The following is a 23,679-nucleotide window of genomic DNA, read 5'->3' on the forward strand; positions in this document are numbered from 1 at the left end:
AAAAAAGGAACTACCCATGACCCAAGCCCAAACCAACCAAACCGCCACCACTTTTAGCCCACAAGCGTTTATTGAAGCCGCGTTGCAAAATGGCGTGCTAAAATTTGGCGAATTTACCCTCAAATCTGGCCGCGTAAGCCCGTATTTTTTTAACGCAGGGCTGCTTGCGACAGGTGAGCTACTGAGCCTACTGGCAGCAGGCTATGCCGATAAGCTCAAACACCATGCCGATACACAAAACTTGACGATTTTTGGCGCGGCGTACAAGGGCATACCGTTGGTTGCCGCCACCGCGCAGACGCTATGGCAAGCGCACGCCATCAACGCCGATTGGGGCTATAACCGCAAAGAAGCCAAAGACCACGGTGAGGGCGGCACACTCGTGGGCGCAAGCTTACAGGGGCGTGCCGTGTGGGTGCTTGATGATGTCATGACGGCAGGCACGGCCATGCGTGAGGTCATGACGTTGTTGGACAATGCAGGCGCGCGTGTTGCTGGGATTATCGTCGCGCTTGACCGCCAAGAAAAAGGCCAGGGCGAACACTCTGCCATGCAAGAGCTTGCCGAAGCGTTTGGCGTGCCTGTGTTGGCGCTGGTCAGCATGGCAGATATCGCTTCGTATGTTGAAGCGCACGGCACACCCGAACAGCTTGCCAACATGCAGACCTATCGCCAGCAATACGGTGTGTAATATTTTAGCTTAATGTAAATTTTATTTAAAAAAGAGAGTAAACCATGAGCCAACGCCAATTTTTGTTTGTCATGGATGATATCGCCACGGTAAATTATGCCAAAGATACCACCCTTGCCATGTTGTGGGCGGCGCAAGCACGCGGTCACGCGCTGCACTATTGCCAAATCCATGATCTATGGCTGGCAAACGGACAGCTTAACATCGACAGCCAAGCCCTGACGGTGGCGCAAGACCCTGCCAATTTTTATCAGTTGGGCGAAAAAACCACCCACGCGGCGACGGATTTTGACGTGATTGTCATGCGCAAAGACCCGCCGTTTGATATGCGCTTTTTGTACGCGTTGTATTTGTTGGAATATGCCCAACGCGCAGGCGTGTTGGTTGCCAATGACCCACGCAGCGTGCGCGATTGTAACGAAAAACTGTTTGCCACCCAATTTAGCGATTTGATGACCCCGACCATCGTCAGCGCACAGCAAGCGCATATCCGCGCGTTCATCCACGAACACGGCGATGTCATCGTCAAGCCGCTAGATGGCATGGGCGGCATGGGGATTTTTCGCTTGCAAGCCGATAGCCCAAACATCGGCTCGACACTTGAGCTTTTAACCCAGCTGGAAACCCTGCCCATCATGGCGCAAAAGTATATACCTGCCATCCGTGAGGGCGACAAGCGCGTGCTGATTGTTGGCGGCAAGCCCGTGCCGTATTGCTTGGCGCGTATTCCTAGCCAAGGCGAAACGCGCGGCAACTTGGCAGCAGGTGGGCGCGGTGTTGCCATGCCACTGTCAGCGCGTGAGCGCGAGCTTGCCGAAGCCGTCGCGCCTGTGTTGATGGATAAAGGCTTGTGGTTTGTCGGGCTGGATGTGATTGGTGGTTATATCACCGAAATCAACGTGACCAGCCCAACGTGCGTGCGCGAAATTGACAAACAATGCGGCACGCACATTGCCGATGATTTTATGGCGTTTCTTGAGCAGCAGCTGGCGCAGCGTTAATGGGTCACCTTCACCAACGCGCTGACTTTTTGGTAACCTTTGGGCAGTGCTGTGCCGCGTTGGGCGCGTTTGCCTGTGTGGTTGGCAAGATCAGCAGGCTTGAGCGTCAAGGTGCGTTTGCCAGCGGTAACTTGTACGCTGTCAGACGCGCCAAAGGTTGTCATGGCAGCGATGGTTTCATCGGCTTTTAGATCCATCAGCTTGTTACCTTTGCCGCGCTTCATCGTGGGCAAATCTGCCAGCGCATAGCACAGCACATGACCTGCCGTGCTGGCAACGGCAACTTGCGTGTCATCTGTGTCGATGAGGTGCGCCTGTGGTGTCTCGTTGTCGCCTACGGTAATAAGCTGTTTGCCGGCTTTTTGGTTGGTGTCAAGGTTGCCAAGTTCGGTGATAAAGCCATAACCTTGCGTGCCTGCCACCAGCAGCGTTTGTTCATCTTGTCCCATCAAGGCGTGCACAATGCTTGCCCCCGTCGGTAGTTTTAGCAAACTGGTCAAAGGCTCGCCCTGTCCACGTGCTGAAGGCAGGCTGTGCGCGTCTAGCCGATAGCTGCGCCCTGTGCTGTCAAGCAAATACACCTTGTCATTGGTTTTGCCCTGTGCGTGGGTCAGGTAGCTGTCGCCTGCGCGGTAGTTCATGCTGGCAGGGGTGATGTCGTGGCCTTTTGCCGCGCGTATCCAGCCTGCTTGCGACACAATCACGGTAACAGGCTCGCTGGGCGCTAAATCGCTGTCTTTGAGCGCGACCGCCTCACCGCGCTCAACCAGCGGTGACAAGCGTTTGTCGCCATGCGCTTTCATGTCGGCGGTCAGCTCGTCAATCAACAAGCCTGTTAGGCTGTCGGCGTCATTTAGGTAACCTTCAATTTGTTGCTGCTCGCGCATCAGTTCGTCTTGTTCGCGTTTAAGCTCAAGCTCTTCAAGCTGGGCAAGTTGGCGCAAACGAATGTCCAAAATCGCCTGCGCTTGGCGTTCGCTTAAATCATAACGCCGCATCAGCTCGGCTTTGGCATCATCGGCTTCACGAATCAGCGCGATGATGTCATCTAAATGCACATACGCGATGAGCAAGCCTGCCAAAATATGCAGCCGTTCGGTGATTTTATCCAGCCGATAGCGCAAACGGCGCGTTACCGTGTGGCGGCGCACCAAAAGCCATTCGGTCAAAATCTCGCGCAGCCCCATGACTTGTGGCTTACCGCTGCTGCCGATGATGTTGAGATTGACGCGGTAGCTGGCTTGCAAGTCAGTGCTGGCAAACAAATGCCCCATCAACGCCTCGATATCCACGCGGCTTGAGCGCAGCTCGATGACGATACGGCAGGGGTTTTGGTGGTCAGATTCGTCGCGGATATCGGTGACCCATGGCAGCTTTTTTTGTCCGATTTGTTGGGCGATTTGCTCGATGACCTTGTTGCCTGAGACTTGATACGGCAACGCGTCGATGATGACCAGATTTTTTTCGTGTTCATCCACATGGTACACTGCGCGCATTTTGTAGCTGCCGCGCCCCGTTTGGTACAGAGTAAGCAGCTCGGCAGGTGGTGTGATGATTTCGGCGCGTGTCGGCAAATCGGGCGCAGGGATATATTTAGCCAGTTGTTTATCTGTCAGGTTTGGGTTTTTGAGCAGCGCGATACAGCCTTTGACCACCTCGGTCAGATTGTGCGGCGGAATGTCTGTGGCCATACCCACCGCGATGCCCGTTGTGCCATTGAGCAAAATATTGGGCAACCGCGCAGGCAGGGTGGTGGGCTCTTGTAGCGTGCCGTCAAAGTTGTCTTGCCAATCCACCGTGCCTTGCCCAAGCTCTTGTAGCAGCGTGTTGGCATAGTTTGACAGCTTTGCCTCGGTGTAGCGCATGGCGGCAAAGGACTTGGGATCATCGGGCGAACCAAAATTGCCTTGCCCACTAATCAGCGGATAACGGTAGCTAAACGGCTGGCTCATCAGCACCATCGCTTCATAACACGCGCTGTCGCCATGCGGATGGTATTTACCAATGACATCACCAATGGTGCGCGCGGATTTTTTGGGTTTGGCGGTGTTCTTAAGCCCCAATTCGCTCATTGCATAGATGATGCGCCGCTGCACAGGTTTTAGCCCATCAGCGATATGCGGCAAGGCGCGATCCATGATGACGTACATGGCATAGTTTAAATACGCCTGCTCGCTAAATTCCGCCACCGAGCGTGTGAGGCTTGGGTCGTGATTTGGCAGGGTTTTGGGGGCAGTGTTGTTAGCAGTCGCAAGTTCGGTCATGGGTTTTTATCCTATATTTAATGGCATTATGATAAGGCAAGGCGTGATAAACGCAAGCTAAAAACGCGCCATCCGGATTTTGTGCGACAACGCCTGTCGTTTGGTAAAACTCAACCAAAGTTTTGCCTTAGATTTTAGCCGCGCAAAACCCGATAATCTGCTTGAGAAATGGCGCAAAGTTTAGTAAGGTAATGCCGTTATCCAAATCTAAACTCAGCTTAGCCGCGCGCCACGGTGACAAGGAAGTGATGGCAGCAAACGGGCGCAAAAGTCGAGGTTGGGTTGGCGGTTTTGTGGCGGACAGGCATGTACTGACCAGCCGCCGCAAAAATACCACCCACGTTTGGCAAGTTTTTTAGTAAGATATTTTAAAATTAAATAAATTTATTTTAAAATAATTCGCGATAAACTTGGCAAATCTCAACCACCGATTTTAGGCTCAGCCAAGTGTAAATTTAATCAACCAACATTAGCCCATGCTAATCATGCTTATAATGCAGCAAGGAATTTGCAATGATCAACCAAACCACCACCAACGATAAGACCGACGACACCAACGCGCTTGCCGCGCCACGCCTTGCCAGCCAGCACGAAAAGCCGTGGCTCAAAACCTACCGCGACCACGGCATGAGCGCCGACTTTACCCCACCTGCCAACGATGTCACCTTGATGAACGTGTTTGAAGACGCGTTTGAACGGTTTGGCAACAAGCAAGCCTATGTCTGTATGGGCAGCGCGATCACGTTTCGTCAGTTAGACATCTATAGCCGCCAAGTTGCCGCGTATTTGCAAGGATTGGGTCTAAAAAAAGGCGCGCGCGTTGCTGTGATGATGCCCAATATTTTGCAATATCCTGTGTGTATGATGGGGATTTTGCGGGCAGGCTACACACTGGTAAACGTCAATCCGCTGTACACCGCGCATGAGCTTGAGCACCAGTTACAAGACGCGGATGTTGAGGTGATGTTTATCCTTGAAAACTTTGCCCACACCTATGAACAAATCGGCAAGCCACTTGTGCCGCATGTGGTGGTTTGCCACATGGGCGATTTGATGAGCCCAATCAAAGGCTTTATCGTCAATGCTGCCGTGCGCTATATCAAAAAAATGGTACCAAAATGGCGCATTGCAGGCGCGATATCGTTTAAAAAAGTGCTTGATGCGTCTGCCACCCATTATCACCGCCCCGATGATTTGACGGGCGAGGATATCGCGGTGTTGCAGTACACAGGCGGCACGACAGGCGTTGCCAAAGGCGCGATGCTGACCCACCACAATTTGGTGTCCAACACCTATCAGGCGTTGGCGTTTGTGCGCCAGATGTTTGCCGAGGATGACAACGAAGGCTATGCCTTGATTGCCTTGCCGCTGTATCATATCTTTTCGTTTACCGCGTGCGCTTTGATTTCCATGAAGCAGGGACTGACGGGGCTATTGATTCCTAACCCACGTGATTTAGACGGTTTTGTCAAAGAGTTGGACAAGTACAAGCCACGGTTTTTCCCTGCCATCAACACGCTATTTAATGGCTTAGCGCACCACGAAGGCTTTCGCAAGATGAACCATGACTACATCGAGCTGTCGCTAAGCGGCGGTATGTCGGTGATGTCATCAACCGCAGCAGAATGGAAAAAAGTCACGGGCACCGACATCGTGGAGGGCTATGGCTTATCAGAGACTTCACCAATTGCGACCTTAAATATGCTTGATACAGGCTTTACGGGCAAAATCGGCGTGCCATTTCCAGGTACCGATATCAAGCTGATTGACGATGACGGCAACGAAGTGGCGTTGGGCGAGCGCGGTGAAATTGCCATCAAAGGCCCACAGGTGATGAAAGGCTATTGGAAACGCCCCGAAGCCACGCGCGAATCCATGACCGATGACGGGTTTTTTAAATCAGGTGATATCGGCATCATGGATGAACAAGGCTTAATCAAAATCGTGGATCGCAAAAAAGACATGATTTTGGTGTCAGGCTTTAACGTGTATCCCAACGAAGTTGAAGACGTACTTGCCTCACACCCCAAAGTTTTAGAAGTTGGCGTGATTGGTGTGCCAAGTGACAAAAGCGGTGAAATACCAAAAGCCTATATCGTGCGCAAAGACCCAAGCCTAACTGAAAAAGAAATCCTTGATTACGCGCGCAAAGAATTGACAGGCTACAAACGCCCACGTGCCGTGCAATTTGTCGATGAGCTGCCCAAGTCCAACGTTGGCAAAATCCTGCGTAAAGAAATCCGTAAAATGGAAGAAGCGCAAAACGCCAAAAAATAAAACCCAGCTATCAATCAACAATACAACGGCAATCTGCAAGATAGGTTGCCGTTTTTTGTGGATAGCTCATTGCGCGCTGTAAAAACCTTGCCAAAATCCGCCCAAACGGGTAGCATAAAACCTAATTTTTGCCATGTGACAAACAACCACAACCAAAAAAAGGGTATCCCATGCGCATCGACCAACGTCAAGCCAACCAGCTACGCCCCATCAGCATCACCCGTCATTACACCAAACACGCCGAAGGCTCGGTTTTGGTTTGCTTTGGCGATACCAAAGTGCTGTGCACCGCCAGTGTTGAAACCCAAGTGCCGCGCTGGCTTAAAGGCACAGGCAAAGGCTGGATTACCGCTGAATACGGCATGTTGCCACGCGCGACCCACGACCGCAGCAACCGCGAAGCAGTGAGCGGCAAACAATCAGGGCGCACACAAGAAATCCAACGGCTGATAGGGCGTAGTCTACGCGCGATGGTGGACTTAGAAAAATTGGGCGAAGTTAGCATTCACGTTGATTGCGACGTGTTGCAAGCCGATGGCGGCACACGCACGGCAAGCATCACGGGCGCGGCCGTTGCGGTTGTTGATGCGTTGGAGTTTTTACAGCGCAACAAAAAGCTTAAAACTGACCCATTGCGCGGTCTGGTGGCAGCGGTATCGGTGGGGCTACGCGATGGTGAGGTACTGCTTGACCTCAACTACCACGAGGATTCAGGCTGTGACACGGATTTAAACGTGGTCATGACCCAGCAAGGCGAATTTATTGAGATTCAAGGTACAGCAGAAGCCAGGCCCTTCACCCGTGCACAAGTCGATGCCATGCTGGCAGTGGCAGAGCAGGGCATTGGCGAGCTACTCAAGCACCAACAGACCGCATTGGGCTGGTAGCGGTGCTCACCGTACTGGACGATGGCGTCAAAATCGGCTTGCAGCCTGTGGCTGGCGGCAAGCCTGCTTGGTATCGGTTTGGCTATCAGTGGACATGGCTTGGCATGGCGTTGCTATTAGCAGCAATCGGCGCAGCCAATGCATTGGGCTGGCTGACAGGTGCGCAGACAGGCATTGCCATCATCGTGGTGGTTATTGCCTCAGCGGTGGTAAATTGGCTGGGTAGGCGCAGTCAAGCAGGGATCACTGACCCGCCCATTCAATTATCGGGTGGTTATTTGCACGTGCGCAAAGCAACACTGACCCACACCGATGCCACAGGCAAAATCACACCTATCACGCTTGACAACACCAACCATCTACAGATTGACGGTGATACGTTGCAGATTTGCCATGCCGATGGCACACCGCGTTGTCGGGTAATGGGTTTCACCACGCCCCAGCACCTTCACATTGCTCATGCCGTGCTACAAGGCAAATCCATCCAAACCAACGCCAAATCCGTGCGCCTCAATACCAAATAAATTTATTCTTAAAAAAAATTTTGACTAAATTGCACAACTTAATAATAATCATTATTAACTATCATGCTAGATTGGCGTAAGACAATTGGCTTATCATTTTATTGATACCGTTAATCACGTAACCACCATTAGGATAAAATTAGGATCGACCATGAAAATAGGGAATATATACCGTTTTGCACCCGTATTGGCAGCTGCCCTCGCGCTAAGTGCGTGCAACCAAAGCCAACAAGCCGCCAACTCTGCAGATGGCGCAGCAAACACTGCCGTGGCTGCCCATCAAGACGCGCGCGAAGACATCATGCACGATTGGGGTGCAGCAAGCAAAGAAATGAACGCCATGCTCAAAGATCCCTCGAGTTTTAATGCCGATAATTTTCGCGCAGCTGCCAAAAAACTCGACCAAGACGCTTGGGTACATTTTCCTGCAGGCAGTGAAGGCGGTGACGCTAAACCCGAGATTTGGCAAAACCCCACCGCGTGGCAACAAGAAATTGACAAATATAAGCAAGCCGTTGCCGCGCTCAACACCGCTGCCCAAACTGCCACCAGCCCTGCCAACGTACAAGCGCAGTTTGATAACGTCAGCGCCAGCTGCAAAAGCTGTCACCAGCAGTTTCGCGAAAAATAACCCAAACAATCAGCGCGCGTTATGGCTGCATTAGCCGCAGATAAGCAAAATTTTGCGCGATATCAAACGCCGTCAAAGGATACGGGCGCAGCGCGCCCAAGTGGTCGAGCAACTGCCGCGCGTCGGTTGATAGGCGGCTGCCTGTACCGAGCGTGTCGGGCGTTCGCCACTGGGCAAAAAAAGCCAACGCTTGCCGATATACGCGACAGTCAAATGCGGTATCGGGTGCACCGTGGCGCGGCGCGTTTAGGTTGTCTTTAGACACGCGAAAGCGTTTACCAACTGCCAGCGTAAACAGGCACTCCAACGCTTGTGGCGCGACTTCCACCTGCTCAAACTCACGCTGCTGCGCTGCGTTGCGACCATCGGGAGCGTACCAGTAGCCAAAATCACCTAACCTGCGACGACGCTGACCTGCAATGCACCAATGGCTGATTTCATGCAAGCAGCTGGCAAAAAAACCGTGCGCAAACACGATTTGAGCAGGTTGCTGAGCGGTTTTGGCGTAATATTGTGGCTCGTCAGTGCCGCGCACCAACAGGGTATGCCGATGGGCAAACCAACGCGCAAATGCCGCCATCAACCATTCTACTTGTATAAATTCCACCGCACACCAGCGCAAATCAGCCAAGCATTGTTTGGCTATCGCTTGACCTGTGACCACCGACACACGCGTGGGCGTATCATGCGCGGATGACACCGCAACCCATACCGACACCCACGGCATGGCGACAAACGGAAAAATGGCTGTTTTGGTTTGAGACGTGATACCGCCCATTGGATTTTACCCCAAAAAGCCTTATTATAACCCATAATTATCCGCTACATTGACTTGCTACGCCAGCAGTCGCAAAAGGTTGCCAGCCGCTTGTGACCCGACTAAAATTTCACCAATAATAACCATCCATCATCCGTTGTTGTGCTTGACCGTTTTAGCCAGTATTTAGCCAGTATCCAAACCATTCTTATCTTTAGTTACCAACCCACATCTAAGTCACTAACCAACGAGGTGTTATTATGCATATCCATTCCCCAACCGCCGCCGTATCTGCCAACGCATCGGGCGCGACCACCGACACGCCCAACACCGCACTGGCCAAGTACTTGGATTTGAACAAATGGGCAAACAATGACCAAGCTGAATATCACTGGCAAGGCACGTTGTCGCTTGACCAGTTGCCACGCATTGCCGCGCTGCCCGACAACACGCCTGCACCAACGGCGGAAGCACCGTCGCAGGTTGCGGTCAATCTGAGCATCCGCCAAGCAGGTGCGCTATTGCTGTGGTCACTGCACACCGATGGCACGCTGTGGCAAACCTGTCAGCGTTGTCTTGAGCCTGTTGCCGTGCCATTGACAATCGACAGCGAATTTGCCTTGTTGCACGATGAGTCGCAAGCTGCGTTGGTCAGTGAAGACACCGAGACGATTTTGCTGGATGAAATCACCGACGATGCTAAGCTTAATTTGTTGGCGATGATTGAAGATGAGCTGCTGGTCGCGCTGCCGCTTGCGCCCAAACACGCGCATTGCCACATGGCGGTCACCCAAGCAGGCGAGCTGCCTGAAGCTGCGGTGCAACAGGATAACCCGTTTGCTGTGTTAGCCGCGCTTAAAAACTAAGCCGTTATTTTTGACCGTTATTTTTGCGTAATAGCATAAAAAAATGGACAAATGATTTACTCAGCGTCAAAAAACGCGTATAATTGGGCGTTTAAAAATTTATTGCGCCTTGTGCGCCCCTAACGCCCGATTTGCTAGGAGTTTGTCATGGCAGTTCAACAAAACCGTAAAAGCCGTTCACGCCGCGATATGCGCCGTTCACATGACCGCATCACCATCCACGCGGTGTCAATCGATCCAACCACCGGTGAAAAACACTTGCGCCACCACGCAACCAAAGACGGTTTTTACCGTGGTCGTCAGTTGTTCAAAGCGCCTGTGGTGGAAGTGGAATAATCCACCCTCCCATCGCTGCCGCTTGGTTGCTGGCCTGTGACTAAAAAGCCGATGATTGTCGGCTTTTTTACTGGCTAAAATTTAGCCCTGTAATTTAGCCCTGTCGGCTAAGTGGCTGTTTAGCCCATGTAGGCCATTTACCTTAACATAGGGTTTTGCTACCAACGCGCTATGTTAAAATCGGCAAAACTCTGCTAAGTTAATGGGTAAGCATGGATGGTTGAATTTTAGTGTTCATCCTTTAATGCTTATAGTGCTTGATTTTTTTTAGTGCTTCATTCTTTTGTCCTTAACCAGTCATCACACTGCCACCATGCCCACACCTGCTACCAATTCTGCTGTTGCCACCTCACCAGCCGCCGCTAGATCAACCAATGTGCCAAACTATGCCGTGATTTTTCCAGGGCAAGGCTCACAGCGTGTGGGAATGTTGGCGGATTGGGCCGCGGTGTATCCTCAAGTTCGTGCGACGTTTGAACAAGCCAGTGATGCGCTGGGCTTGGATGTGTGGGCGTTGTGTCAAGGGACATGGCAAGATGCGGCAGGGCAGGGGCTGGATGCAACCGCTTATACCCAACCTGCGCTTTTGACGGCAAGCATGGCGATTTGGCGGGTACTTGATAGCCAGATTTGGCAACACGCGCCCGAACGCCGACCGCAGTATGTGGCAGGGCATTCGTTGGGTGAGTACAGCGCGTTGTGTGCAGCTGGGGTGCTGGATTTTGCCGAGGCGGTGCGTTTGGTGCACCAACGTGGGCAACTGATGCAGCACGCCATGCAGCGGCCGTCTGTCGGTGAATCAACACAGGCAGGTGCGATGTTGGCAGTGCTAGGTGTTGAGGATTTTATCGTTGCTGCATTGTGCCAAAGCGTGCAAACTGACACGCCACATGCGGTTGTTACACCAGCCAATTATAATGCCCCTGGGCAAGTGGTGGTGGCAGGTAATAGCTTAGGTGTGAACGCAGTGCGCGCGCGACTTGGCGAGATTGGCGCAAAAGGTGTACCACTTAAGGTTAGTGTGCCATCGCATTGCCCACTGATGCAGCCTGCGGCAGATGAGTTGGCAGCATTGATTGATGACATCGCGTTGCAGCCGCCGCAAATTGCTGTGGTACAAAACCGCCACGCGCGTATTGAGCCTGATCTTGTGGCGATCAAACAAGCTTTGGTTGAGCAGCTGTCTTGCCCTGTGCTGTGGGCAAGTACCCAAACCTATCTTGCGCAAGCAGGCGTGACCTTACAAATTGAATGCGGCAGCGGCAACGTTTTGACCAATTTGGCCAAACGCCAAACCCCAAGCATACCGACGCTTGCCACCGACCCTGTCAGCAAACTTGACGCGGTGCAAACGGCATTGGATGAGTTACTAAACGCATGATGGCGGGTTTAGCCATATTCCGCCATTTACTTGAGCCAAGACTTTACCCAATATTTTTACCTAAAAAAAGGAATCCAGCATGGCACGGCAAATCGCATTGGTGACGGGCGCAAGCCGCGGTATCGGCAAAGCCATCGCCCAACAACTGGCCGATGAGGGCTATTTTGTCATCGGTACGGCAACCAGCGAGATGGGCGCGGCGGTGATTGCCGACTATTTGCGCCCAACAGGTGGGCTTGGGCGCGTGCTCTTGGTTGAAAATGCCGAGCAAATTGAGGCGTTATTCACCGAGATTGAAAGCACCTATGGCTGCGTGCAGGTGCTGGTCAATAACGCAGGCATCACCCACGATACCTTGTTGGCGCGCATGGAAGAAGCGGCGTGGGATCATGTCATTGAGGTGGATTTGACATCGGTGTATCGCATGACCAAACGCGCCTTGCGTGGCATGATGAAAGCACGCTATGGCCGCGTCATCAACATCACCTCAGTGGTTGCCAGCATGGGCAATGCAGGGCAAACCAACTACGCTGCCGCCAAAGCAGGTGTTGAGGGCATGACCCGCGCCCTTGCCCGTGAAATCGGCTCACGTCAAGTCACCGTAAACTGCGTTGCCCCAGGCTTGATAGAGACCGAAATGACCGAAAGCTTGGATGAGCGTTTGCTAAACTCCATGCTAGATGCCGTGCCGCTCGGGCGATTGGGCGCGCCTGAAGACGTGGCTGCGGCAGTCAGCTTCTTGGCCAGCCGCAATGCCAGCTACATCACAGGCGCGGTGTTGGCGGTCAATGGCGGCATGTATATGTAACCCACACATATATTGCCCAAGTCGCTGTTAGTGAACGCAGCGGTATGCCGTTTGCAGCGATAATTGGCGCGTAAATGGTTGAAACCGCACGACAGCCAACATATAATGCCTAAACCACGGGCAAACCGCCAGCATCTCGGCGCGTTGCCCCATGTTTTGCAATGAGAGCCCGCCATGCCGCATCGCCTTATTGCGCCAAGCCATTGCCCACAAGGGCTTATCAGTTTGTAACAGTTCGCTATAAAAGGATACGATAGGAGCGTAGCATGAGCAATAGCCAACAAGTGGAACAAAAAGTCAAAGCCGCCGTCGCCGAGCAGTTGGGCGTAAACGCGGATGACATCAAAAACGACGCGTCTTTTATGGAAGATTTGGGCGCAGATTCGCTAGATTTGGTTGAATTGGTGATGTCATTTGAAAATGAATTTGGCATTACCATCCCTGAAGAAGACAGCAACCAACTGACCACCGTGCAAAGCGCGATTGACTATGTCAGCAGCAAGGTTGATGCTTAATTCACCAAGTGTTTAACCAAACAAAAAGCCTCAATATCATCTTGAGGCTTTTTTTGTGGTGTCTTGTTAGGCATGCGGTGCTTAGCGTTGGGTGTCAAACGCCGTTTCAGGCATTTGCCAAAATACGGGCAGTACCACCACCGCAACCACGGCAATCATCAACGCAGGCACTAATGCCCAGTGGGTTTGGTCAAGCCAATACTGCGCAAGCCACGGTGTCAAACCACCAAAAATCGCTGTTGCCATTGTCGTGCCCAATGCCAAACCACTCAGTCGCCCTTCTGTGGTAAACTGCTCCGCCGTTGCCGACGCGCCCACCGCACTCACCCCACCTGCCAGACACGCCAACAACACCGCACCAATCAAGGCTTGCGTGGTCGTGCCGCTTGCCATCCAGTCAAACAACAACGCAGGCAACAGCACACAGCACAACGCCAAACCAATCAGCACAGGTCGCCGTCCGACTTTATCCGTCAAACCACCCACCAACGGCGTGATGACAATCACTGCCACTGCTGCGATGGTCGAAAGCGACAGTGCCAGTTTTTCGCTGTGGTTGCCCGTGTCTTGCAAAAAAATCGGCACATAGCTGATGCCGACATAATAAGTAATCGACCCCAACGCGGAGATCATAAAGCTACGAAAAATCCCGACTTTGTGCTCACGTATGGTCTGCAACAGCGGCGATTTTGCCAATGCTTGCGCGCGCTGTTTTTGGATAAATTCGGGCGACTCTTGCATGGTTGAGCGCGCTATCCACACCACCAACGCAAGCACGCCACCGATGATAAACGGAATCCGCCAACCCCATGCTGTTAGCTGCGCCTCACTCAGCCATGCCACCGTTGCCCCACAAACGGCCACCGCCAACAGCCCACCAACCTCACTTGCCGCCGACGCAAGCGAGGTAATAAAACCACGCCGCTCGCGCTTTGCGCCCTCAAGCAGATATGCCACCACGCCCGTGTACTCGGCACCCACGGCAAACGACATCACACAGCGCAGCGCAATCAACGCTACCCCTGCCGCCGTGCCAATCTGCGCCGCTGTTGGCAACAGCGCGGTGGCGAACATCGCCACGGTAATCAGCAGCATTGACAGCATCATCATGGTCTTGCGCCCAAATTTATCACCGATATGCCCAAATACCGCCGCACCCAATGGACGCATCAAATACGAAATTGCAAAACCACCCAGTGTCACGAGCAACGATTGTGGCGTGTCGCCAAAAAACACCCGACTTAGCACGCTGGCAAAGTACAAATACAACGTAAAATCATACCATTCAACAATCGTTGAAAGCGCTGCTACCGCCAATGAGGCTTTATCAACAGGCTGCGCGGTGTGGGGTAGGGAAGTGGCTGGGCTAGACATAGGCATTTTTTGCAAAGACTGATAGGCACAATGATTTTGCACCAAATTGTATCGCCAAGTTTGCCGCCAGCCTAGGCGGTTTTTGTAATACCCAAAAAAAGCGGCTTAACCCATGGTCAAGCCACTTTTGTGGCGGGCTATTTACGCGCAACTTTATTCGTACAATACCTCAACGATTTCGTATTCTACCTCACCGCTTGGGGTTTGGATACGCGCTTCATCGCCCTCAGACTTACCGATTAAACCGCGCGCAATCGGTGAGTTAATGGAGATTTTATTGGCTTTAAAATCCGCCTCATCGTCACCGACGATTTTATAGCGTTTTTGCTCCTCGGTGTCTAAGTTTTCGATAACCACCGTCACGCCAAATACCACGCGCCCTTCTTGCGGTAGTTTAAGTGGATCAATGACTTCTGCACCGCCCAGCTTGGCTTCGATATCACGAATCCGCGCCTCGCAAAAACCTTGTTGTTCACGGGCGGCATGGTACTCGGCATTTTCTTTTAAATCACCGTGTTCACGCGCCTCAGCAATCGCGGCGGTAATCCGCGGACGGTCGATAGTCTTTAGCTGCTTAAGCTCTTCTTCTAACGCGGCATGACCTTGCGGTGTCATCGGGTAACGCTGCATGGCAACTCCTTGGAGCAAATCAAAACGAAATAAAACGCGGCAAGTTTTTGCCAGATAAAAAAAATCATGCCAGACAGCATAGCCGCCTAGCATCATCGGTTAAATTTTGTGCGTATTTTAGACATCTATGCCTAAAACAGCAAACGCGTATTATACAAAAATAATTGCAAAAACACAAGCTTAATGTCACAAGGATTTAACACACCGCTTACTTGGCAAACGGTAAACGGCGTGTCAAAAATGACGGGTTCAGCCAACGCAAGACTTACTGGGAGTCTGCTGTTGTCCCTGCTGCCTCAGTGGTCGCTTGGGCGTGTAAATCTTGCAATTTGTACACATCAAACGGTAGCTGCACGCGATACGCCTTGCACACCGCGTCGGCGGCGTTGAGCGTGGTGACATTAAACACTTTGTGCTGCAATGCTGAGCGGCGAATGGAGAACGAATCTTCCAACGCCTGTTTGCCCTCGGTGGTATTGACAATCAAGGCAATCTCGCCATTTTTGATGGCATCAACGATATGCGGCCGACCTTCATTGACCTTGTTGATACGTGTGCATGGCAAGCCTGCATCCGCCAATACGTGTTGCGTGCCTGCGGTGGCAAGTAGCTTAAAGCCATAGTCCAGTAGCTGCTTGGCAACAGGAATGAGGTGGGCTTTGTCGCTGTCACGCACGGACAAGAACACTTGTTTGGTCTCGCCCTCAACGGGTAGGCCTGGTAAGCGTTCGTTGCTGGCAATCACCGCCTTGTAGTATGCCTCGCCAAAGGTTTTGCCCACGCCCATGACCTCCCCTGTGGATTTCATCTCTGGGCTTAAAATCGGGTCTACACCGGGGAATTTGGCAAATGGGAACACCGCCTCTTTGACGGCATAAAAACTTGGAATGACTTCATGGGTGAAGTTTTGCTCGGCAAGCGTTTTGCCTGCCATACAGCGCGCGGCAACTTGCGCCAATGAAGTACCAATACATTTGGAGACAAATGGCACGGTGCGGCTGGCGCGTGGATTGACTTCTAAGATATACACGGTGTCATCTTTGATGGCGTATTGCACGTTCATCAATCCGACCACGCCCAGCTCTTTTGCCATCGCCACGGTTTGCTCACGCATGATATCGCAAATTTCCGTGCTTAGCGAATACGGCGGCAATGAACACGCTGAGTCGCCCGAATGCACGCCTGCTTGCTCGATGTGCTGCATGATACCGCCAATCACCACATTGGTGCCATCGCTGACGCAATCGACATCCACCTCAATGGCATCATCCAAGAAACGGTCAAGCAGTACGGGGGCTTCGTTGGATGCTTGCACCGCTTCGCGCAGATAGCGGCGCAGCTCGGCTTCATTGTACACGATTTCCATCGCGCGGCCGCCAAGTACGTATGAGGGACGCACCACCAACGGATAACCAACTTGCGCGGCCTTGACAATCCCGTCCTCGGTACTGGTCGCCAACGCGTTTGGCGGCTGGTTAAAACCAAGTTGGTTAATCATGTGCTGGAAGCGTTCGCGGTCTTCAGCACGGTCGATTGCGTCGGGACTTGTGCCAATGATATGCACGCCAGCCGCTTCTAGGGCGCGAGCAAGTTTAAGCGGTGTTTGACCACCGTACTGCACAATCACGCCTTTAGGCTGTTCAACGCGGACGATTTCCAATACGTCCTCAAGCGTAATCGGCTCAAAATACAGGCGGTCAGAGGTATCATAATCGGTTGATACGGTTTCGGGGTTACAGTTTACCATGATGGTTTCGTACCCGTCGGCACGCATGGCAAGGGCGGCATGCACGCAGCAATAGTCAAACTCAATGCCTTGCCCGATACGGTTCGGGCCACCGCCGATGACCATGATTTTTTCGCGGTCGCTTGGGTTGGCCTCGCATTCATCATCGTAGGTTGAGTACAAGTACGCCGTTGAAGTGGCAAACTCTGCCGCGCAGGTATCAACGCGCTTATAAACAGGGTACACGCCCAAATCCCAACGTTTTTTGCGTAGCTGCTTTTGTGACACGCCCAGCAAGGTGGCAAGGCGTAAATCTGACAAACCTTTGCGTTTAAACTGGCGCAAGTTTGCCGCCGTCAAACCGCCAAAGCCTAATTCCTTCACTTGGCGCTCGGTGGCGACGATATCGGCGATTTGTACCAAAAACCAGCGGTCAATTTTGGTGTATTCAAACACTTGTTCAAGGCTTAAGCCTGCCCGAAACGCATCGGCAATATAAAAAATGCGCTCAGGTGTTGGGGTTTTGAGCTTAATTTTTAAGGTGTTTTCAATGCTGTCACGGTCTTGGCTCAAGTCTAACTGTTCATCAAATCCATTCACGCCGATCTCAAGCCCACGCAACGCTTTTTGCATAGATTCTTGGAAATTGCGCCCAATCGCCATCACCTCACCGACAGATTTCATTTGTGTGGAGAGGGTGCTGTCGGCTTGGGGAAATTTTTCAAAATTAAAGCGTGGCACTTTGGTGACCACATAATCAATGGCAGGCTCAAAGCTGGCAGGTGTTTTGCCACCTGTGATGTCGTTTTTAAGTTCATCAAGGGTGTAACCAACCGCCAGTTTTGCCGCGATTTTGGCAATCGGAAAACCTGTTGCTTTACTTGCCAATGCCGATGAGCGGCTGACGCGTGGGTTCATCTCAATGACCACCATGCGCCCTGTGTCTGGGTTAATGCCAAACTGGACGTTTGAGCCACCCGTCTCCACGCCAATCTCACGCAACACCGCAATCGAGGCGTTACGCATGATTTGGTATTCTTTGTCGGTCAAGGTTTGTGCAGGCGCAACGGTAATTGAGTCGCCTGTGTGCACACCCATCGGATCAAAGTTTTCAATCGAGCACACGATGATGCAGTTGTCGTTTTTGTCGCGCACAACCTCCATCTCGTACTCTTTCCAGCCAATTAAGCTTTCATCGATCAATAGCTGGTGAGTGGGCGATAAGTCAAATCCGCGTTCGCAAATTTCGATAAATTCTTCGCGGTTGTAGGCAATACCACCGCCTGAACCACCCATGGTAAACGACGGGCGGATGATACACGGAAAGCCGACTTTGGCTTGAATCTCAAACGCCTGTTCCATCGTTTCGGCGACCTCGGCGCGCGGACATTCTAGCCCGATTTTTTTCATCGCCTTGTCAAATAGGTCACGGTCTTCGGCTTTTTCAATCGCCGATTTGGTCGCGCCAATCAGCTCGCAGCCGTATTTTGCCAAAACGCCGTGTTTGTCAAGGTCAAGCGCACAGTTAAGGGCGGTTTGTCCGCCCATGGTTGGCAAAATCGCGTCGGGGCGTTCTTTGTCGATAATACGCTCAACGGTTTGCCATGTGATGGGCTCGATGTAGGTTGCGTCTGCCATGACGGGGTCGGTCATGATGGTTGCAGGGTTGGAATTGACCAAAATCACACGGTAGCCTTCTTCGCGTAAGGCTTTACAGGCTTGTGCGCCTGAGTAGTCGAATTCACAGGCCTGTCCGATGACGATTGGACCTGCCCCGATGATGAGAATGGATTGGATGTCGGTACGTTTTGGCATGGTTACACCCTTACTAAGACAGTATGAAATGCTTATAAATTAATCGATTGCATCAAACAAAGCGTTTTTTAGCGTGCTAAAATCTTTGTCCAAACTTGCCATGGTAATTGGCGAATTTGGCAAACGGCCAAATGAAAAATAGCAAAATGGTGGTTGTCCGTTTGTTTTGCGGTCTTGTGATAGATGGTTGAAGCAAAATTACCTGCTTTATCAGTGGTTTTAAACGCTTGTAAGTCGTCCAAAATTGCCTGCATTTGTGCCAAATCAATGCGTCTAACGCCGCGCATGACGTTATAGCCAGTCAATGGGGTCATGGCAAGTTTTACGTTATCATCACGCCATATTGCGCGCACCAAATGCTTGGCTTCCACCTGTTTGGGATGGTCCTTGTCATGATCAAACTTTGTCATGGTCACAATTGGCACGTTTCAATGGGTTCAAATCCACGGGTTCAAATCCACGTCAAAAGTATCTGGTAAAACAGTGATAAGTAGCCGGGCATTGGGCGAATTTATCACGCGGCTTGGTTTAACCCAACGTCACCTGCACCGCGCAAGTCTTTGATAATAATCTGACGCATCTTTTCCCTTTATTAACTTACCCTTTATTAATTTAGCAAAGCCACACGTGCCAAGTTACGCCTTGGCTTGCTCCATCAATGCCACAAACTTATCAAACAACCCATCGGCATCATGCGGCCCGGGGCTTGCCTCTGGATGACCTTGAAAGCTAAACGCAGGCTTATCCGTGCGCTCAATGCCTTGGTTTGAGCCATCAAACAACGAACGATGGGTGACTTTTAAATTGTCAGGCAAGGTTGCCTCATCCACCGCAAAGCCGTGGTTTTGTGACGTAATCATCACGCGTCCTGTGGCGATATCTTGCACAGGGTGGTTCGCACCGTGGTGACCAAACTTCATCTTGATGGTCTGCGCGCCACTTGCCAATGCTAGCAGCTGATGACCCAAGCAAATGCCAAACACAGGGATATCGGTTTCAAGCAGCGTACGGATGTTGTCGATAGCATAGGTACACGCAGCAGGGTCGCCAGGACCATTAGACAAGAACACACCATCGGGGTTTTGCGCCAACACATCGGCAATCGGTGTTTGTGCAGGCACCACGGTGACATGACAACCGCGATCTACCAACATGCGCAAGATATTGGTTTTGGTGCCAAAATCGTACGCTACCACGTGAAAACGTTTGGGAATTTGGGTCTCAAGTTGGGTAAAAAAGCCGCCTGTTGGGCTGTCAGTTTTGCCATAGTTGGCAATATTGGTGGGATTATCGGCAAGCTGCCACGTGCCTTGCGTCCACTCAAAACCGTGCTGATGGCAACATTCTTTTGCCAAATCCATTCCCGTCAAACCTGCAAAACCTTGCGCAAGCTCGATCGCTTTGGCTTTGTCGGTGTCGCTGATAGCCACACCGTCACTGGCAGTCATCAAACAACCGTGTTGCGCGCCGCGTTCACGTAGCACACGGGTCAGCCGCCGCGTGTCGATTTCAGCAATCGCTACCGTGTTATTGCGCTGCAAAAAGTCACTCAATGACTCGCTATTGCGAAAATTTGAGCTTAATAACGTGGCATCACGGATAATCAAACCTGCCGCCCACACGCGGTTGTCGCTACCTGATTCAATATCCTCGATATTGGTGCCTGTATTGCCGATATGTGGGTAGGTGAGCGTGACGATTTGCTTGGCGTAGCTTGGGTCAGTGAGAATTTCTTGGTAGCCTGTCATGGCGGTATTAAACACCACTTCGCCAACGCTGTGACCTGATGCACCAATGCTAACACCCTCAAAAATCGTACCGTCCGCCAATGCCAAAATCGCAGGCGTGGTCGGAGCAATCGCAGGATTTAAGGTGTCTAATACGGCTGTTTGGTTGGTTGAGTCTGCGCCCGTATCAGTGTACGGTTGGTTGCTATTATTTGTGTTATTCAAAATCGCCTCCGCCAGCATTCGCCCACAAAAAAGCGAGTCACCATGAAATGCCACAATAGCCGAATGGTAACGTCGTGACGCTGACCAAACAAAGGCTATGTGCTTTCATGCAAACTCGCTTAGCTATAGATTTTGGGTATTTTACCAAAACACACGCACAAATGGTAGTCATTGGCGGTGAGATTTTATCGGCAGCGGTTTTGTGCTAAGCTGATAGCCGTTGATGCCTGTGCGAAGACAATTTTTTATCACCAAAAAAACCGCGGAAAAAAATCACCATGCCAGCCCAAAACCCAACCAACCAACCTTTTAGCGATCAGCCACCCCTCACCGAGCAGCGCGTGTTAATCATCGGCGGTGGTAATGTGGGTTTATCGTTTGCCTTACTGCTTGCCCAGCGCGGTATTGCCAGCACCTTGCTTGAGCAAACGGTGTATCCAACTGCTAGCCCCGATGATGCCAGCACACGGCATTTATTTGACAGCCGCAACATCGCACTGTCACGGCGTACGGTACAGATTTACCAAACCATGGGGCTGTGGCAAAATCTTGCCGACCATGCCTGTCGCATTGACCAAGTCAGTATCAGCGAGCAGGGTGGTTTTGGCAAGGCATTGCTTGATAAAACCGCCGAAGGTGTCGAAAGTTTTGGACAAGTCATGGAAAACGCGTGGCTTGGTAAAAAACTGCTGCAAACCGCGCAGGCGCATCCGCTCATCAGCCTCATTGACGGCGCGACCGTCACGGCAATTGCCCAACATCGCGATAGCGTAACGGTGACGTTCACCCACAACGCCACCGATGACGCGGCTGGTGAGCAAACCTTAACCGCTGCGTTGTTGGTGGCGTGTGATGGGCAGCATTCAACCGCACGGCGTTTGCTAGAAATTGGCGAAACGCGCCACGATTATGGACAAATGGCGATTGTCGGCGTGGTCATCACGGATAAGCCGCATGAGCATAGCGCAATAGAACGCTTTACGCCGCATGGCTTGGTAGCCGCATTGCCTTTGCCCGATACGGGGGCGGCGTTGATAGGTGCGCCTAACTGTCGGCGGTCGGTGGTGTGGGTATGCCCTCGTGATGAGGCGCAGCGTTATTTGGACGATGACGCACATTTTTTGGCAACGTTGCAAGGTACGTTTGGTGCGCAGGCAGGTACGTTTGTGCAAGCAGGCAAACGTGGCGCGTATCCGCTGGTCAAGGTGCTGGCAAAACGCCAAGTACAGGGGCGTTGCGTGCTGATGGGCAATGCCGCGCATACCTTGCACCCTGTAGCAGGGCAGGGCTTTAATTTGTGTATGCGCGATGCGGACACGCTGGCGCAGATGTTGGCTCAACAAGCGTTACGCGGTGGCGATTTGGCGGACGCGCGCCTGTTGGCGGATTATGCCAAACACCGCCACGCTGACCAAAAACGTGTGGAACTGTTTTGTGATGCGGTGGTGCATGGCTTTACCCACCGCAATCCGTTGGTCAAATTGGCGCGCAATGTCGGTTTGGTCGCGTTTGAGCATGTGCCCAAGGTCAAGCCGTTGGTGGCAACGTTTGCGATGGGGTTAAAATCTTGATTTTAAAAAAAACCGTGTTGCATTGGCACGGTTTTTTATTGCAAAATACGGCAAAAATCTATGAAATGTACGCTGATTAGCCACACAAAAACGAACCTATGCAAGCCATCGAACGCATCAGCCTACGCACCACGCCACATGCCAAGCCATCATCGAGCAAGCCAGCATACCAAAAAAGGCAGCGCACGAACGCATGTCTTAGCCGATGGCGCAAGCACTTTGGGATTTTATTATCGATGCCAAAAATGCTAAACTGGCAAGCTATTATCAAACGTTTGGATTTTATCTAACTTCCATCCCTTTACGGTTGATTTTGCCAACCAACCAACTGATAAAATTAGAAAATTTAGCAGACAAACATGAAACCTAACACCCTTATCATCGGCGGTGGCATCGTCGGGACGACCTTGGCGTTATGGCTGAGCCAACGTCAGCACCGCGTGACCTTGATTGACGCACGCCCACAATTATCCGACAACAACTGGCAAGCGCGCTTAAGCCAGCGCGATCCACGGGTGTACGCGCTTAGCCTTGCCAGTATTGACTTACTGACCCAAATCGGCGCATGGCAACACATACAGCAAAGCGGACGCAAAGCCGACTACCAGCATATGCAGGTGTGGCAAGCCGATGGTGTGGGCGAGCTCAATTTTTCGCAAGCGGATATGGTGCAGACCGATGCACCAAACGCGAATCATCAATCGTCAAACAGCCGATTGGGCAGTATGGTTGAGCCATCCGTTATTGAATACGCGCTGGCGCAAATGATGGCACAGCCCAATGCGTATTTAACGACGATCACAGGGCAGCGCGTGACATCGCTTGACTGGCTGGGTGATGGCTATCGGGTTGGTTTAGCGGATGGGCGCACACTTGAGGGTGCTTTATTAGTCGGGGCAGATGGGCGTGGCTCGCCCGTGCGCCAAGCGGCAGGCATTGCGCTGGATACGCTTGACTATCACCAAACCGCGATTTGCTGTGCCATTCAGACCGAGCAGCCACACCACGCCACCGCACGGCAGGTGTTTTTGCCCACAGGACCGTTGGCGTTATTGCCACTGGCAGACGTGACCACGGCCGACCAAGCCCAGCCACAACATTGGCAATCAGTGGTGTGGACATTGCCGACCAACCGCGCGTTGGATTTGCTGACCTTGCCCGATGGTGAACTGGCGCAAGAGTTGGCGTTTGCCAGCGGTTATGTGCTGGGTGATATCCGCGCGCTAGAGTCGATCGCCAGTTTTCCGCTATCAGCACAACATACCAAAACTTATATCAAACCCAATCTTGTTTTGCTTGGTGATGCGGCGCACGGCGTGCATCCGTTGGCAGGACAGGGCTTGAATTTAGGCTTATTGGACGTGGCGGCATTAGCGAATTGTTTGCAGCAGGATTTTTTGCGCTCAGGTAAGCAGGCGTGGGCAGGTGAGCCAACCTTGCGCCGCTATGAGCGTTTGCGTTATGCCCACAATGCCATGATGATGCACAGTTTTTCGGGCTTAAATTGGCTGTTTGGCAGTCAGTTACCGCCGATTCAGCAATTACGCAATGAAGGCGTGCAGTTGGTCAGTAAGCTGACCCCGGCCATGCGTTTTTTTAGCCAACAAGCCAGTGGTTTAGCTTAATCATAACCATAACCATCTGCCATCAGCCGCGTTTTTGGCGGTATGGTA

Annotated in this window: 22 protein-coding genes; 15 read left to right on the forward strand and 7 right to left on the reverse strand. The window is 52.0% G+C overall.

What is annotated here, in order from left to right; translation table 11 throughout:
* The first annotated feature begins 16 nt into the window (after window positions 1-16).
* Both pyrE and gshB read left to right on the forward strand, forming a co-directional pair.
* Window positions 17-691, forward strand: a complete 675-nt coding sequence (gene pyrE, locus AC5L4R_RS00140) for an orotate phosphoribosyltransferase (RefSeq protein WP_494472365.1) — start codon at window positions 17-19, stop codon at window positions 689-691.
* Between the two features lie 44 nt (window positions 692-735).
* Complete coding sequence (gshB, locus tag AC5L4R_RS00145; RefSeq protein ID WP_494472366.1) at window positions 736-1,692, forward strand: glutathione synthase; 957 nt, start codon at window positions 736-738, stop codon at window positions 1,690-1,692.
* On the opposite strand, the gene parC is transcribed toward gshB, so the two are convergent.
* Entirely contained in the window at window positions 1,689-3,956 is a 2,268-nt protein-coding gene (parC, locus tag AC5L4R_RS00150) for a DNA topoisomerase IV subunit A (RefSeq protein ID WP_494472367.1), read from the reverse strand. The two genes, gshB and parC, sit on opposite strands and share 4 nt — an antisense overlap.
* A gap of 191 nt (window positions 3,957-4,147) precedes the next feature.
* Here parC and AC5L4R_RS00155 point away from each other — a divergent pair, with 191 nt between their 5' ends.
* The 5 genes from AC5L4R_RS00155 (at window position 4,148) to AC5L4R_RS00175 (ending at window position 8,275) form a co-directional block, all read left to right on the forward strand.
* Window positions 4,148-4,315: a hypothetical protein gene (locus AC5L4R_RS00155; RefSeq protein WP_494472368.1), complete on the forward strand. Its 168-nt coding sequence runs from the start codon at window positions 4,148-4,150 to the stop codon at window positions 4,313-4,315.
* Window positions 4,316-4,469: 154 nt separating this feature from the next.
* A complete protein-coding gene (locus AC5L4R_RS00160) occupies window positions 4,470-6,233 on the forward strand; it encodes an AMP-binding protein (protein ID WP_494472369.1) in 1,764 nt (587 codons plus the stop codon).
* Between the two features lie 170 nt (window positions 6,234-6,403).
* Entirely contained in the window at window positions 6,404-7,120 is a 717-nt protein-coding gene (rph, locus tag AC5L4R_RS00165) for a ribonuclease PH (protein ID WP_494472370.1), read from the forward strand.
* Window positions 7,121-7,122: 2 nt separating this feature from the next.
* The gene (locus AC5L4R_RS00170) at window positions 7,123-7,644 is read left to right on the forward strand and encodes a hypothetical protein (RefSeq protein WP_494472371.1); all 522 of its coding nucleotides are present in this window, start codon (window positions 7,123-7,125) and stop codon (window positions 7,642-7,644) included.
* A 151-nt stretch (window positions 7,645-7,795) separates the two neighbouring features.
* Window positions 7,796-8,275 (forward strand): c-type cytochrome, encoded by a 480-nt coding sequence (locus AC5L4R_RS00175; RefSeq protein ID WP_494472372.1) that lies wholly within the window; start codon window positions 7,796-7,798, stop codon window positions 8,273-8,275.
* A 19-nt stretch (window positions 8,276-8,294) separates the two neighbouring features.
* On the opposite strand, the gene AC5L4R_RS00180 is transcribed toward AC5L4R_RS00175, so the two are convergent.
* Window positions 8,295-9,053 (reverse strand): elongation factor P hydroxylase, encoded by a 759-nt coding sequence (locus AC5L4R_RS00180; RefSeq protein ID WP_494472373.1) that lies wholly within the window; start codon window positions 9,051-9,053, stop codon window positions 8,295-8,297.
* A gap of 239 nt (window positions 9,054-9,292) precedes the next feature.
* Between AC5L4R_RS00180 and AC5L4R_RS00185 the strand changes: the two genes are divergently transcribed.
* From AC5L4R_RS00185 to acpP, 5 genes are all read left to right on the forward strand, one after another.
* The gene (locus tag AC5L4R_RS00185; RefSeq protein WP_494472374.1) at window positions 9,293-9,898 is read left to right on the forward strand and encodes a YceD family protein; all 606 of its coding nucleotides are present in this window, start codon (window positions 9,293-9,295) and stop codon (window positions 9,896-9,898) included.
* A gap of 147 nt (window positions 9,899-10,045) precedes the next feature.
* Window positions 10,046-10,234 carry a 50S ribosomal protein L32 gene (gene rpmF / locus AC5L4R_RS00190; protein WP_067059311.1) on the forward strand — a complete coding sequence of 63 codons (189 nt, stop codon included), beginning with the start codon at window positions 10,046-10,048 and terminating at the stop codon, window positions 10,232-10,234.
* A 313-nt stretch (window positions 10,235-10,547) separates the two neighbouring features.
* Window positions 10,548-11,615 (forward strand): ACP S-malonyltransferase, encoded by a 1,068-nt coding sequence (gene fabD, locus AC5L4R_RS00195; RefSeq protein ID WP_494472375.1) that lies wholly within the window; start codon window positions 10,548-10,550, stop codon window positions 11,613-11,615.
* 79 nt (window positions 11,616-11,694) lie between these two features.
* A complete protein-coding gene (fabG, locus tag AC5L4R_RS00200; protein ID WP_067059309.1) occupies window positions 11,695-12,423 on the forward strand; it encodes a 3-oxoacyl-ACP reductase FabG in 729 nt (242 codons plus the stop codon).
* Between the two features lie 266 nt (window positions 12,424-12,689).
* Window positions 12,690-12,938 (forward strand): acyl carrier protein, encoded by a 249-nt coding sequence (gene acpP, locus AC5L4R_RS00205; protein ID WP_067059307.1) that lies wholly within the window; start codon window positions 12,690-12,692, stop codon window positions 12,936-12,938.
* Between the two features lie 81 nt (window positions 12,939-13,019).
* Here acpP and AC5L4R_RS00210 read toward each other — a convergent pair whose 3' ends face one another.
* The 5 genes from AC5L4R_RS00210 to carA all read right to left on the reverse strand — a co-directional run bounded on the left by AC5L4R_RS00210 (window position 13,020) and on the right by carA (window position 20,342).
* A complete protein-coding gene (locus AC5L4R_RS00210; protein ID WP_494472376.1) occupies window positions 13,020-14,312 on the reverse strand; it encodes an MFS transporter in 1,293 nt (430 codons plus the stop codon).
* Between the two features lie 153 nt (window positions 14,313-14,465).
* Window positions 14,466-14,942 (reverse strand): transcription elongation factor GreA, encoded by a 477-nt coding sequence (gene greA / locus AC5L4R_RS00215; protein ID WP_494472377.1) that lies wholly within the window; start codon window positions 14,940-14,942, stop codon window positions 14,466-14,468.
* Between the two features lie 265 nt (window positions 14,943-15,207).
* Window positions 15,208-18,483 carry a carbamoyl-phosphate synthase large subunit gene (gene carB / locus AC5L4R_RS00220; protein ID WP_494472378.1) on the reverse strand — a complete coding sequence of 1,092 codons (3,276 nt, stop codon included), beginning with the start codon at window positions 18,481-18,483 and terminating at the stop codon, window positions 15,208-15,210.
* A gap of 68 nt (window positions 18,484-18,551) precedes the next feature.
* Window positions 18,552-18,893, reverse strand: coding sequence for a hypothetical protein (locus AC5L4R_RS00225; RefSeq protein WP_494478016.1), 342 nt, complete (start codon window positions 18,891-18,893; stop codon window positions 18,552-18,554).
* Window positions 18,894-19,118: 225 nt separating this feature from the next.
* Window positions 19,119-20,342 (reverse strand): glutamine-hydrolyzing carbamoyl-phosphate synthase small subunit, encoded by a 1,224-nt coding sequence (gene carA, locus AC5L4R_RS00230; RefSeq protein ID WP_494472472.1) that lies wholly within the window; start codon window positions 20,340-20,342, stop codon window positions 19,119-19,121.
* Window positions 20,343-20,713: 371 nt separating this feature from the next.
* Here carA and AC5L4R_RS00235 point away from each other — a divergent pair, with 371 nt between their 5' ends.
* From AC5L4R_RS00235 to AC5L4R_RS00245, 3 genes are all read left to right on the forward strand, one after another.
* Entirely contained in the window at window positions 20,714-22,006 is a 1,293-nt protein-coding gene (locus AC5L4R_RS00235; protein WP_494472380.1) for an FAD-dependent monooxygenase, read from the forward strand.
* A gap of 205 nt (window positions 22,007-22,211) precedes the next feature.
* The gene (locus tag AC5L4R_RS00240) at window positions 22,212-22,376 is read left to right on the forward strand and encodes a hypothetical protein (protein ID WP_494478017.1); all 165 of its coding nucleotides are present in this window, start codon (window positions 22,212-22,214) and stop codon (window positions 22,374-22,376) included.
* Entirely contained in the window at window positions 22,366-23,631 is a 1,266-nt protein-coding gene (locus tag AC5L4R_RS00245; RefSeq protein ID WP_494472381.1) for an FAD-dependent oxidoreductase, read from the forward strand. The genes AC5L4R_RS00240 and AC5L4R_RS00245 overlap by 11 nt, the downstream gene beginning before the upstream one ends.
* Window positions 23,632-23,679: the final 48 nt, after the last annotated feature.

The organism is Faucicola sp. SE7633 (genome assembly GCF_059264685.1).